The sequence below is a fragment of the Parendozoicomonas verongulae genome, from assembly GCF_009711465.1.
Lineage (GTDB): Bacteria > Pseudomonadota > Gammaproteobacteria > Pseudomonadales > Endozoicomonadaceae > Sansalvadorimonas > Sansalvadorimonas verongulae.
In genome coordinates this window covers 1-13,320 of the sequence record NZ_SMME01000855.1, presented here as the reverse complement: position 1 = coordinate 13,320, position 13,320 = coordinate 1, and the positions used below count along the sequence as shown (strand labels likewise).

At 51.7% G+C, this 13,320-nt stretch carries 11 protein-coding genes; 5 read left to right on the top strand and 6 right to left on the bottom strand.

Annotated features, from left to right (window positions below):
* Positions 1–3: 3 nt before the first annotated feature.
* Both hemL and E1189_RS15915 read left to right on the top strand, forming a co-directional pair.
* A complete protein-coding gene (hemL, locus tag E1189_RS15920) occupies positions 4–1,287 on the top strand; it encodes a glutamate-1-semialdehyde 2,1-aminomutase (RefSeq protein ID WP_155161372.1) in 1,284 nt (427 codons plus the stop codon).
* Positions 1,287–1,919, top strand: a complete 633-nt coding sequence (locus E1189_RS15915) for a hypothetical protein (protein WP_155161370.1) — start codon at positions 1,287–1,289, stop codon at positions 1,917–1,919. The genes hemL and E1189_RS15915 overlap by 1 nt, the downstream gene beginning before the upstream one ends.
* 75 nt (positions 1,920–1,994) lie before the next feature.
* Here the strand turns inward: E1189_RS15915 and E1189_RS15910 are convergent, their stop codons facing one another.
* The 5 genes from E1189_RS15910 to E1189_RS15890 form a co-directional block, all read right to left on the bottom strand.
* Positions 1,995–2,975 carry a CAP domain-containing protein gene (locus tag E1189_RS15910; RefSeq protein ID WP_155161368.1) on the bottom strand — a complete coding sequence of 327 codons (981 nt, stop codon included), beginning with the start codon at positions 2,973–2,975 and terminating at the stop codon, positions 1,995–1,997.
* A gap of 71 nt (positions 2,976–3,046) precedes the next feature.
* Complete coding sequence (locus E1189_RS15905; protein WP_155161366.1) at positions 3,047–4,630, bottom strand: FGGY-family carbohydrate kinase; 1,584 nt, start codon at positions 4,628–4,630, stop codon at positions 3,047–3,049.
* A 62-nt stretch (positions 4,631–4,692) separates the two neighbouring features.
* Positions 4,693–6,285 carry a glycerol-3-phosphate dehydrogenase/oxidase gene (locus E1189_RS15900; RefSeq protein ID WP_155161363.1) on the bottom strand — a complete coding sequence of 531 codons (1,593 nt, stop codon included), beginning with the start codon at positions 6,283–6,285 and terminating at the stop codon, positions 4,693–4,695.
* Entirely contained in the window at positions 6,282–7,898 is a 1,617-nt protein-coding gene (locus E1189_RS15895) for an FAD-binding oxidoreductase (protein WP_155161361.1), read from the bottom strand. Before E1189_RS15895 ends, E1189_RS15900 begins: the two co-directional genes overlap by 4 nt.
* Before the next feature lie 155 nt (positions 7,899–8,053).
* Entirely contained in the window at positions 8,054–8,500 is a 447-nt protein-coding gene (locus E1189_RS15890; protein ID WP_155161359.1) for a YiiD C-terminal domain-containing protein, read from the bottom strand.
* A 210-nt stretch (positions 8,501–8,710) separates the two neighbouring features.
* On the opposite strand from E1189_RS15890, the gene E1189_RS25945 reads away from it, so the two are divergent.
* From E1189_RS25945 to miaB, 3 genes are all read left to right on the top strand, one after another.
* Positions 8,711–10,027 carry a J domain-containing protein gene (locus tag E1189_RS25945; RefSeq protein WP_155161357.1) on the top strand — a complete coding sequence of 439 codons (1,317 nt, stop codon included), beginning with the start codon at positions 8,711–8,713 and terminating at the stop codon, positions 10,025–10,027.
* A 50-nt stretch (positions 10,028–10,077) separates the two neighbouring features.
* Complete coding sequence (locus tag E1189_RS15880) at positions 10,078–10,728, top strand: hypothetical protein (RefSeq protein ID WP_155161355.1); 651 nt, start codon at positions 10,078–10,080, stop codon at positions 10,726–10,728.
* 264 nt (positions 10,729–10,992) lie between these two features.
* Positions 10,993–12,363 (top strand): tRNA (N6-isopentenyl adenosine(37)-C2)-methylthiotransferase MiaB, encoded by a 1,371-nt coding sequence (gene miaB, locus E1189_RS15875; protein ID WP_155161352.1) that lies wholly within the window; start codon positions 10,993–10,995, stop codon positions 12,361–12,363.
* Positions 12,364–12,480: 117 nt separating this feature from the next.
* Here miaB and E1189_RS15870 read toward each other — a convergent pair whose 3' ends face one another.
* Positions 12,481–12,948 (bottom strand): NifB/NifX family molybdenum-iron cluster-binding protein, encoded by a 468-nt coding sequence (locus E1189_RS15870; protein WP_155161350.1) that lies wholly within the window; start codon positions 12,946–12,948, stop codon positions 12,481–12,483.
* Positions 12,949–13,320: the final 372 nt, after the last annotated feature.

Here is a 13,320-nt window from a genome sequence, read left to right as displayed (position 1 = left end):
GATATGAGCCGTTCCGAAATTCTGTTTGAACAGGCACGACAGCACATTCCCGGGGGTGTAAATTCTCCTGTTCGCGCCTTTAAAGGCGTTGGCGGCACTCCTGTCTTTTTCCGTGAAGCCAGTGGCTCCAAAGTGATTGATGAGGATGGCAAATCCTACATTGATTACGTAGGCTCCTGGGGCCCCATGATTCTGGGTCATAACCACCCGGATATTATTGCTGCCGTTCACAAGCAGGTTGATCTGGGCCTGAGCTTTGGCGCCCCTACTGCTATCGAAATCTCGATGGCCGACCGCGTGTGCGAAATCGTACCTAACATGGATATGGTACGCATGGTGAACTCTGGTACCGAAGCCACCATGTCTGCCATTCGTCTGGCCCGTGGTTACACCGGCCGCGACAAAATCATGAAGTTTGAAGGCTGCTACCACGGTCATTCCGACTCCCTGCTGGTCAAGGCCGGTTCCGGTGCACTGACTCTGGGTATTCCTGATTCCCCTGGCGTACCGGCTGATCTGGCCCAGCACACCATCACCGTAAACTACAACGATATGGACAGCGTGCGCGCTGCCTTTGAACAGTCCGGCTCCGATATTGCCTGTATCATCGTTGAACCTGTGGCGGGCAATATGAACTGCGTACCACCTGTTCCCGGTTTCCTGGAAGGACTGCGCAGCATCTGTGATGAGTACGGCACCGTTTTGATTTTTGACGAAGTGATGACCGGTTTCCGTGTGGCTCTGGGCGGTGCTCAGGAGCAGTACAATGTGAAGGCTGACCTGATCACTCTGGGTAAAGTTATCGGTGGCGGTATGCCCGTTGGCGCCTTTGGTGGTAAGCGTGAAATCATGGAACAGATCGCCCCTCTTGGCCCTGTGTATCAAGCGGGTACTCTGTCCGGTAACCCTGTTGCCATGACCGCTGGTCTGACCGCTCTGAACCTGATAGCAAAACCCGGCTTCCACCAGTCTGTGACAGAGAAGCTGACCTACCTGCTGGATGGTCTGAAAGAGCGTGCCAGGGCCGCTGGCATTGCCCTGCGCACCAATCAGGTAGGCGCTATGTTCGGGCTATTCTTCACCGAGCAGAACGCTGTAACCAACTTCAAAGAAGTGATGGCTTGCGACGGTGAGCGCTTCAACCGTTTCTTCCATGCCATGCTGGAAGAAGGCGTTTATCTGGCCCCCGCCTCTTTTGAGGCCGGCTTTATCTCCAGCGCCCACAGCGATGAAGATATTCAGAGCACTCTGGACGCAGCTGAAAGAGCTTTTTCCCGGATAGCCTGATGCAATATACCTGGACTTCATTAGCTATCTCAGATGCCATACTGGCTTTCTCCAGTTTCTTTGGTGTGTTTCTGATGACGCAGAGTTATCGTCTCACCAGTGAAAGAATGCCAGTGACCGGCGTTATCATATCGTTTCTTCTGGTTGGTATAAGTGCCATTCTGGGCACTCTGCACTTCGGGCTTTCTTCCGCATGGGCAGGGCCTCATAACACGATGACCACCGCTGCAAAAACGCTGGCTCCACCTTTACTGGCACTCTCCATGGCAGAATTCTGCTGGAAATTAGGCTGGAGCCGTCCAGCCTGGTGGCGGTTATTAATTGGACTGATGGCAGGTTTTGAACTGTGCCGTCAGTCTGGTTATCACGAGCATTTCATCACAACCACCATCACAATATCTCTGATTGTGACGGGTGCAGCAGCCGTGACCATGCTTAAGCGTGAACGATTTTTTGGGCTGTTTATGATTATTGCGGTAGCAGCCTACGGCCTTGCAGCACTGGTGATTGGTACCGAAGGTTCACTGGCGGGTTATCTGCGCCTGGACCTTTATCGCTACCTGCTGGCACTGGGCAACCTGTTTGCAGCAAGCGGCATTTTTATTATGTTGAAGCAGGTATTCAAGAACTAATGCATTACCCGTAGACCGGTGTTGAGCGAAGCTAAGCCCGACAATCTAATCGATAGATTACGACGCGTGCTTGAGTCAATTGCTTGTCCCTGTGTGGAAGCTCCAGCTAATAGGTTGGGGCTTTCTCCCAATCACCACCAAAAGCCGTACGGTGTATTGGGTATTGTCTTCCAAAGGCTCTTCCGGAAACCAGGCAAAGTCAAACGCTGTGAATTTACGATTTGGATCAGTAGCCTTATTCATTCCCGGTAACAGATTAATCACCTCCTGCTGTTCACTTACCAGCTCGACTTTCAGCACCAAAATAGGCACACCATAGAATTTTGCCGGATTAAAGTGAATAGAAAAGGGCTGACCCACAATGTCTTTCCCGGCAATAGGTGATGGTTGTTCGTTGTTAATAAAGTATGGAACCACGCCTTGTTGTTCATTCCATGGATAAACGACAAACTCCACGCTTTTAAGAGCGGGTTCATCAATGGTTTTATAGAGTTCACGGCTATCGACAGTGATATTCGTATCACTGCAAATGGTATTCACATCCCCACTAATACCTTTTGCACACAGAAGTTCATAACCGGAGTACGTCATCACATAGCTGTAAAAAGGTTTCCTCTCCTTTGAATAAGCCTTATGAATAGCTGTAGCTCTGGCTAAACCAATACTGTCGATATAAAAACTTAAAAAACCAAGGCGATGATAAATAGCACTCATCAGCTCCTGAACAGAGTGTTGCCAGGAAAGCTGACCAGTAGACAGGTTTTCAATATACATACGGGAAGGGTGCCCCGAAGTGACCAAACGCTCAGCACAGGTTACCCCGGTAAATTCTGGACAATCCTCCTGCTCCCTGTGCCCTCGAGAATTATTAGCAGCCATATAACGGCTGTGGTGCCAGGCGACCTTCGAAAGGAGAGGATGACAGGACAAAGGCTGAAGGCCTGAACGAGCCTGATTAATAAACTCCAGCGCAACGGCAGAATCATCGGTATCTGCTGCGGCCCCTATCGCAACAGCACAACAAACCACCAGCCAGAGAAACCCTTTTAAAAGCACACGCGAAAGCCCAATAGCAGAACAATCTGGCTTTTAGACAGACGAACGTAGAAAAGTTCCTGACGGCTTCATCACTCCGGATAACCGGTGATTTCACGAATTTTCCGGTAGAGGGGTTGAAGCTGTTTGTACATTTTCAAATACACCTCAGAGTACAAACGGTTATAGATTTTCACGTTATCAGGGTTTGGATCAAAGGTTTTATCCGCCCGTGTCATCCCGCGAATAGCAGAGCTGTAGTCCGGGTAATAACCCAGCCCGACGGCAACATTGATAGCAGCCCCCAGCCCTGAGGTTTCATACGTATGAGGGCGAATAACCGGCAGGTTGAAAATATCCGCTGTCAGCTGCAACGCACCATCACTCTGGGAACCACCGCCAGACACCACCAGACGATGGAGCTTTAGCCGTCCTTTCTTCTCTAGTTTTTCCTTTCCTTCCCGCAAGGCATAGGCTAAACCTTCAACGATAGCGCGATACACATGGGCACGGTGGTGGACATCCCCAAAGCCAATAATCCCGCCCTTTGCTTCCTGATTTTTTAGCCCCGGTGACCAGTAAGGCTGGAGCATAAGCCCCATAGAACCGGCTGGAGCCTGATCAATCAAATCCTCAAACAGCTCCTCCGGCAACACGCCTTCACGCTCCGCCACCGAACACTCATGATGGCCAAACTGTTGCTTAAACCAGCTCACCATCCAGTAGCCCCGGTACACCATAAACTCGCTGTTCCACGTGTCGGGAATAGCTGCAGGCCAGGGGGGCACAAGAAACTGTGGCTCTCGAAACCTGTCGTGTACCACATTGATGGTGGCCGTTGTGCCGTAGCTCAGGCAGCCAGTATTTTTCTCATAACAGCCTGAACCAATCACCTCACAGGCCTTGTCAGCCCCAGCAGCAATCAAAGGCAAACCTTGTGGAATACCTGTTTGCCGGGCAGCGTCATCGGTGATGCTTCCAAGCAGCTCACCGGGCTTTACCAGCTCTGCCAGCTGCTCCCGCTTCAAACAGGTTGCGCCCCAGCTCCAATCCCAATGGGGCGCCCAGTTCAACTTGCGATAATCAAAAGGGAGATAACCAACAGTGCCGCCAACGGAGTCTTTGTACTCGCCGGTGAGCTTGAATGTGTGCCAGCCAGACAGCAGCAGGAAATGTTTGGTTTTCGCCCAAACCTCAGGTTCATGTTGAGCAATCCAGCGGGAACTGCACTTGCTGCGAAAATAGTTCACCAGCCCTTTCAGGCCAGTCATCGTTCCCAGCGGCCCCCAGAAACTGCCGATAGGATCATCCGTGTTGGCACGCCGTTGATCCAGCCACACAACCGCAGGGCGCAATGGCTGCCCATTGTCGTCCACACACATTGTGGTACCACGCTGACAGGTGAGGGTTATACCTTTGATGCGGCTCTTATCAATGTCCGTGCTTTCCCATAATCGCTGGCAAGCCTGACACAGAGACTCCCAGTAATATATGGGTTCCTGCTCTGCCCAGCCCGGCTCGCGGGAAAAATAGGGATCAAGCTCAACCTTGCTCTTGCCAACAACATTACCTGTCAAATCAAACAACAGCGCTCGTACGCTCTGGGTGCCGTTGTCGATAGCAAGAATAAGGTCTTCAGATTCGTCGATATTCTTATTATTTTTTACTGCAGTCATAAGGCCTGACCTTTCATACATGCCATAAAACAGTGACGTTGGCAGCCGACACAGATAAGCAATCAGATGCTGTAAGCTGTCCGCCAGAGCTTCCGATAACGGGCAACCTCATTCTGCCAGTGCTGCTCCGACCAGCCAGCTTCTTCCGATAGTATCTGCCCAACGCGATCCAGATACTCTGTGGCACCTGCCGGCAAAAGGTTCCCTATGCGAGTCCGGCGAAGCAGCAGGTCATCCAAGTGCCGCACCTGTTCATTGCGCGCTGCCCAGCGTAGCTCAAGCCAGAGATAATCGGTGGCACCTACACGCTCAAATTCAGAATCTTTCGCCAAATTCAACACGGCAGGCAAATGCACACCAAAGCGACCATGCAGGCGGGTTTTCTGTCCGGTTTCCAACGCAGCAAAACGCTCATCAATGATTCCACCGGTATAACGGCGGAACAGTGTCGACTGATCTTCCGCAGCGGGAATAACCACATCAGGCAAATAGCGAGCAGCCTTGGCGAGAGCCTGCCGAGCGATAAGACGGAAGGTTGTCAGCTTGCCGCCACACACAGAAATAAGACCACTGTCGTCCCAGATTGCGTGCTCACGATTCTCTTTAGATGGATCAATATTTTTACCGCTACTGATCACCGGTCTTACACCCGACCATGTTGAGGTAATATCGTCACGTTGAATATGAGCGCTGGGAAACTCACCATTTGCTGCTTTCAAAAGGTAATCAATTTCTCCACTGGTAATAGCCGGTTCATCATTCAGAGATGCAGGATGGTCAAGATCTGTGGTGCCAATCACCGTGCTCCCCTCCCAGGGATACACATACACTGGCCGACCATCATCCGGGTGCATAAAACAACAAACCTGAGCCACAGGCACGCGCCAGAATGGAAGCACCAGATGACTCCCTCGTAGTGGGCGCACAACGGGCTTTTGGCCGGTTTTCTCCCGCAAAATGTCGCTCCAGGCTCCCGTGGCACTGATCACCACTTTGGCTTTGATTCTTGCTCGTTCTTTCGACAGGCTATCTTCTACTATCACGCCGCTTACTTGTTCACGGCCTTTAGCATTGCCTTTCAGCAACTCAACAACCTTGCAGTAATTTGTTGTCACGCCACCGTCTATACGTGCCTCATCAAGGGTGCGAAGCACAAGACGAGCGTCGTCCACAAACGCATCCTGAAAGCTGGTTGCCCCCTGCAAGCCTTCCTGCCGTAAACCAGGCATCAAACTATGATCAACATGAATAGAATTAGAAAAGCTGTGGTCTTTACGCCCGGCCAGAAAATCATAAACCGTGAGTAAAGCCCCAAATGCCAGAGGGCCGGGAAACTTGCCTTTGTAGTGGGGCATGGTGAAACCACCAAAGTTCACCAGCCCCGGCGCTTCTTTTACTAAACGCTCCCGCTCCAATACAGATTCCCGCGTCACTTTGATCTGCCCCTGAGCGATATAGCGCAAGCCGCCATGAACCATCTTGGAAGAGCGGCTCGATGTACCCCAGGCATAATCTCGCTGCTCCACCAGCAGCGCCTTCAAATCACACCGGGCCGCTTCCCGCAGAATACCCGCGCCCGTTATGCCGCCCCCTACAACAATCAGATCCCACTCCTGCTTTTGCAGAGCACTGATAGTCAGATTGGGGTCTATCATGCCTCTGTCTCCTCAAGCAGCACTCCGGGTACGAGACGTTTTTGGGGGTCGAAATGTTCACTGAGTTTGCTCAATGCCGCCATACCCAGAGGCCCTTTCTCTGCTGCCAGATAGGGTGCGTGGTCACGCCCGACACCGTGCTGATGGCTGATAGTGCCACCGCTCTCGACAACGGCTGTTGAACCTGCAGCCTTGAGCTTTTTCCAACGGACCAGCGTCTCTTCGTGGGTTTTGCCAAAGCGGAACAGATAGGTGGTGTAGATGCTGGAACCCTGCGTGTACACATGGGAGAGGTGAGTGAATACGTGAACGGTTTCCCCTTCATCCACCAGCGCATTGCGCAACCCACTCTCAATGGCATCGATAGTGGTATTGGTTTTGTCCCAGTTCACACTGGTTTCCAGCGTGTCTACCGCATAGCCGTGTTTCCACAGATTTTCCCGCAGATAAGGGTAGCGGAAACGACCTTTCTCCCAAAGCCTGCCAATCCTTGGCCCAAGCCCTGTCATGCCTACGCCATTGTGCTGATGAACCATTTTATGAGTTTGCTTCTTCGCCGCTTTCACCTGTGCTTTGGTGCCCGTGATACCGAAGGTCACCATGCACTTGCCTTCATCCACACCCCGCAGGCGCAGGTAACGCTCCAGCCATGCAACAAGGTCATCGTGACCGGCAAGCTTGAACTGGCTCCAGGTTTCCACTGCATTAGAGGCTCGCAGCATGGAGAGCTGGAGTTTCTTTTGCGTGGCCTCCCGGCAGAAGGAATAGGCGCTACTCCAATTCGGGAAGTAAACGACGATAAACTCTTCTTTTTCCGGCGCACGGGTGACCCGCACCTTCACTTCCGAGATCACGCCAAAACGGCCTTCCGACCCCATCACCATTTCCCGAAGATCGGGGCCCGCAGAGGAGGCCGGAATAGTAGGAATCGGCATGGTGCCATCAAAAGTTTCTAAACGACCACCGGCAAACATCTGTTCAATACGCCCATAACGCAAAGATTGCTGCCCGCTGGAACGGCTGGCTACCCAGCCACCAATAGTGGACAGTTCAAAAGACTGCGGGAAGTGCCCAAGCGTATACCCTTTGGCCGCCAGTTGTGCTTCCACCATAGGGCCGGGAGTGCCGGGGCCGAAGGTGGCAATCTGGCTTTCTTCATTCAAATCCAGCAGGCGAGTCATACGCTCCAGGCTGACGGTGAGCACAGCACGCTCCTGCTTTTGCGGGTTGATATGACCCACAACGCTGGTGCCACCACCATAAGGAATCACAGTAAAGTCTTCTGTTCGGGCCAGATCCATGAGTTCACGAATCTGTTCGGGAGTTTCTGGCAAAGCAACGCCATCAGGGAAGCAGCCAAAGTTACCACTCTTCATGGCAATCCAGTCAGGTAAAGACTGACCACGGGCGTGCCGCACACGAATTTCCGGATTTTTTTCGATAAGAGGATGGTCGGGCAAGCGGGATACGGGAACCCTACTGCACACCTGCTCAAGAGTGGCTTCCGGTAATGGGGAACTGTCGCCCAGTGTGTGTTTAACAAATATCAGAGCAGCATCTGTAAGAGGCGGTTTTTCTGTACCGTCGTGACCCCAGCTGTTCCAGTAGCGCATGTTTTACTCCGCAAAAGACAACCCGAGGCGTGTTGTGTTAACAACGAAAGGCTCGGGGTACTGTTTTTATTGTTAGAAGCATTCTAGCTAAGAGAAACTCACTGTCATTGACAGCCTACAGATACTCTCAGTCATTTACGGCCATCAGCATAGGCTTAAAAGGTCGCACGCACCTGATAAAGCCCTTCTGTTATCGCAACCACAAGGCCATCAGCATCCTTCAGCTCTCCGGTTAAAATGAAGTCCGCTTTACCGTTTTCCTGTGCATCGCTGGCCACACGGGCTATCTCTTCATCAGGCAGCGTTGTTTCAAAAGTAATATCGCCCCTGGCAGGCTTGAGGTATCTGATAGACATATTTTTCAGAATGGGAACATATGTCCCCAACTCAAAACACGCCAGCGACATCACACCACCGGGAATTTCAGCCAGAGTAAACATGGCTCCTGCATACATAGTACCCATGTGGTTTTCATTGCCCCTGGCTGGCATCAGGCACTTCACATAACCGGGTTTTGCTTCCAGAACCTGCAAACCGGTTCGATGTACAAACTCGATCTTTTCCTGAGCGAAGCTTTTCAGCATCTCTTCTGTCAGTTTCATAACACCTTCGTTAGGTTCAGTAACAATATTGATTGCCTTGATAACGGTTACTAGCGTAATGGAAGTTCACAGACTCGGCATTTACCGGAGAAACCATTCACACTGACTGGAAATAACATCTTGGTCAGCTCTTCTCGCAGTGGAACCGGACTCCGATTATTCAGTCTTATCTGACACAAGGATTTTCTGACGCTACTGAGGGACAGTGCTGTGTACACAAAATTTAATATCTCCTACGGATTAAAACCCGTGGTGCGCACTCGACCAGCGACCAGTGAGCCACCAGAAACAGAAATCGCCAGCCAATCTTCCTCAACACTGCAGAGAAAAAGGGTCAGGATGGTTCCTCTGCATACATCACATTCTCTTTCGGCCACAGATAGCTCTTTGCCGGAAAGCCAAAAGCCCCGGCGTATCAGTCAAACCTCTGCAAAACCGATACCTGGCTACCCCTATGCCCGCAAATCCCTTGAGATGCTGAGAGGTTCTTTCAAAGCACCCAGGCCTGACCATATGCAGCCCCCTCAGGGAAGCACACCTCTGTTTTTCCGTGGAAAAGCTCTCTCTGAAACGCGGCAAAAAGAGAGAGAAGAACACCAGAAAATACAGGCGCAAGAGTTCAACAAACCCATGGTCGACTCTCATATTCTTACGCCAGAAGCCGCGCAGGAGTATGTGGATGGTATCTACCAGAAGGCTCTGGACATCGCCAACGCACTCAAACAAGAGGCTTCATCTATTGTCGAAACGGCAGTACTGCAGCAAACGCAGGCCATGTGTGAATATCGCAGGCAGCGGGCTGGGATTATGGTTCGGTATGGGCAGGTACGAAAAATCATGGACGCCGATAAGCGAGCACGCGCCCTTGAAAGCCTTTGTGGTGAACTCTCTGTTCACTATAAAAGCCTGAGAGTCATTGTCAGGGAGCAAGACGTTAATGCCTCGTCCCAGTTGAGAATATTGAAAAGGCGGTTACACGATAGCTATATCGCCAAACACAGAGAAATCGCTAACAGCCTCTATGAAGAAGCTGCCAAATTCAACCCCAGCCAATGGCCTGACAATTCTCCAGAAAAAACAGCACTGGAAAAGATTCACGACATTCTGCAAAAAGCCTCCACACATGTGAGCGAGCATGGCTTACCTATTCGCGACGAGGCCATACATCACTTGGAAAGCCTGGAAGGTGAAGCCGGCCTTGGGAAAACAGACCGGCAGTTCGCGGACATCGAAACACAATTAGCATCTGATTTTCTGGAAATGAATGTCGAACAAATAAGAAGCACCAGAGAAGGACAGCGTACTTACCCCAATATGAAGAACAGCAAGAGCAATGCAAAAGAGACCCGGCTGAAAGAGGCACGAAAAATTCTTGGTGTTACAGAAAGCTGCACCGATGCAGACCTCAGAAAAGCCTATAAGCAAAAAGCACTGGCAAACCATCCAGACAAACACCCGGATAATGTTGAAGTCTACACGTCAATATTTCAGAAGGTTAATGAAGCCTATACGCTACTGACAGAGTAATTGCACCACAACCTATACTTACTTCTGAGTTATCACAATCACAAGGATGTATGATGATAAACAGCCAAGCCACCAGTAAACTGACATTTTTCCAGAAACCGCAAGCCCTGCCGCTCGCACTTGGTTTACTTCTGACGCCCCTCGCCGCCAGCGCTCACCATGGCGGACCACACGGATTTGATGGTCCCCCCATGGATTTCCACCAGCCACCTCCCAGGTGTGATATTCCTGATGATCGCTATCAGCTATACGGCTTGCTCGAGCAAAATGAAAAGGTGTCTGTCACCCTCTTCATCCAACAGGGCATGCCGGTTGTTATTGTGGCGGATCAAGGCAGTCAGAAAGAATATCTGGCAACACCTCCGAGGGGCCCCCACCACGGCCCGAGAGGAAAATGTGGGCCTCATAGAGGCGAGGGTCCCTACTGGGAGGACGAAGGACCACGACCTCACCACGAACGCCGGCATGGCGGCTGTCGGGGGCCGCATCCCCACAAACCCCCACCTCCTCATATGGAACCCAAAATCTGTAAGGGAACTCAGCTAACATTTGCCTGGGGAGCCGCCGCCTCCGTACCGGGCTCACTGAGCGGTAAACTCATACTGGATTATCAGAACGGTTCACTGTCCGGCTCCATGGTACTCAAAGGCAATGGCATCAATGTCAACGACCGCTCCGTCACCCTGAACAAATCCCAATAGCTTCTTCACTGACTCTCCTCTCTCACGTCCCGAACAGAGAGGGGAGAAGTCCGTAGGGCTCGCCCAGAGCTGTTGGTAGAAGTTTCCGTAGTTGCTGCAAAAAAACAGTAATCACCCCAAAACGATCAGACAAAGCTCAACTAGGCACCTGTGCAGTTGGCTATTATAATGCTCCGATTTCGCACCCGGCAGTTTGTAAGTAAACACAAACATACATGCAAAAACGGGTGCAGCCCCTGAAGAATACGGTGACATCAACTGCGCATGGCTACAAAGAAGCTTTTTATCAAGACCCACGGTTGCCAGATGAACGAGTACGATTCTGCCCGTATGGCGGATTTGCTCGGAGAAACCCACGAACTGGAACTGACGGACAACCCTGAGGAAGCCGATGTCCTGCTGGTGAACACCTGTTCTGTGCGGGAAAAGGCTCAGGAAAAACTCTTCCATCAGCTGGGTCGCTGGAAAAAACTGAAAGAAGAAAACCCCGATCTGGTGATTGGTGTGGGTGGCTGCGTAGCCAGTCAGGAAGGCGAAGCCATCCGCAAGCGTGCCCGTCACGTGGATATGGTCTTCGGCCCTCAGACCCTGCACCGCGTACCAGAGATGATCGACGCCACCAAAGCCCAGGGCATCCCAGTGGTGGACGTGACCTTCCCGGAAATCGAGAAATTCGACAACCTGCCAGAGCCCAGCGTTGACGGCCCAACCGCCTTCGTTTCCATCATGGAAGGCTGCAGCAAGTACTGCACCTACTGCATCGTGCCCTTTACCCGTGGCGCAGAAGTCAGCCGCCCGTTTGACGACGTTATCGCCGAATGTGTGGGCCTTGCGGAACAGGGTGTGCGGGAAATCAACCTGCTGGGCCAGAACGTAAACGCCTACCGTGGCGATCGTCACGATGGCGATACGGCTGATCTGGCCGAGCTGATTACTGTCGTTGCAGCTATCGACGGCATCGACCGTATCCGCTTCACCACCTCTCACCCTATGGAATTCTCCGACAGCTTGATTGAGGTATACGGCGAAGTGCCTGAGCTGGTGAGTCATCTGCACCTGCCGGTTCAGAGTGGTTCCAACAACATTCTTGCGGCCATGAAGCGTGATCACTCCACCGACGAATACCTGAGCAAGGTTAACCGTCTGAAAGCGATTCGCCCTGAGCTGAAAATGTCCTCCGACTTTATCGTAGGTTTTCCCGGTGAAACCGACCAGGACTTCGAAGACACTATGAATCTGATTGCCGAAGTAGGTTTCGATGCTTCCTTCAGCTTTATCTACAGCAAGCGCCCTGGCACCCCTGCGGTTGATTACCCGGATGATGTGACCGAAGAGACCAAGAAGCAGCGTTTGAAGATTTTGCAGAACCGCATTGACCAGCAGGTGATGCAGATCAGCCGTCGTCTGGTAGGTACAACTCAGCGTATCTTGGTTACCGGCTACTCCAAGAAGGATCCCGGCCAGCTGCAGGGTCGTACTGAGTGTAACCGTGTGGTGAACTTCCGCTGCGACAACCCGCGTATGATCGGCCACTTTGCGGATGTGAAGATTGGTGAGGCTCTGCCACACAGCCTGCGTGGTGAGATGGTTTGCTCCGAGCTGGATAGCGAGTGGACTGCGGCGGCTAGCGCCTAACGCTTAAACATCAGCTCTTTCGTATTCTTCTTTAAAGGAGAAGAAAGAGCTGATGGTTCCGGGTAGTTATCTTATCGTCTTGGCAGATAATGGCTCGTCTGGCATATTCAGTTATCATCAAACCAGCCCTCTCAAGCCCCGGCCACAGCAACCACCATTCAAATCGGTATTACCACAGCACTTATTACGCACTTCATTGGGAAGACGACTCAGGTCTTCAATGTAATCATCCGTGTCGTGAAACTCGGCGATTTCAGCCTGGGGCAGCGTGCCACGAAGATACATTTTCACCGCCAGCTTCGGGTCTTTCTCCGTTGTGACCAGCCCTTCAATCCCCCGATTCGCCAACTCCGCCTGCAGGCCACTGCCCATTCCGGCGGTAATCAGAACATCCATTTCATCGAAGGGGTGAGCTTGCCCGCTCTCGGTATCAAACCAGGTTTCATTCTTGAACAGCTCATGCACTTCACAGCTGACAATGCGTTTGCGCTCTGGCTGTACAATAAAAACCTGATGATTCCGACAGCGAGCCGCATAACCTGTGACGGTACGGCGATTTTGAGTCGTAACAACAATCCTTTTCATAAACCAGCCCTGTTCATAAATCAGCGTGAGAGCAATTCGACAACCGGTTATTCTTGCTGGAATACGACAGCTGTTCTCTGACTTAAACCCCAACCACTTTGAAAACCGGAGCTTCAGACAGTCTCCGATGATTTAGGCACTCTTAGTTTTTCTTCTTCGTCATCTGGCTGAGTGAATACCTGCAGGCCTGTGCGAAGAATGGCGGGGGAGCTATGGATTCACTGAGCACTTACCAATAATTGGCTTGTCACCCGGCGCTACTATACTGCACTGCCTCGCTGTTGTGAAACTGCCGCTATGAGGTGAGTTATGGAAAGCGCGTCCAATCTCCTTGCCAAGCCCCTGCTGACCCTGACTCTGTTGTCGTCCGGG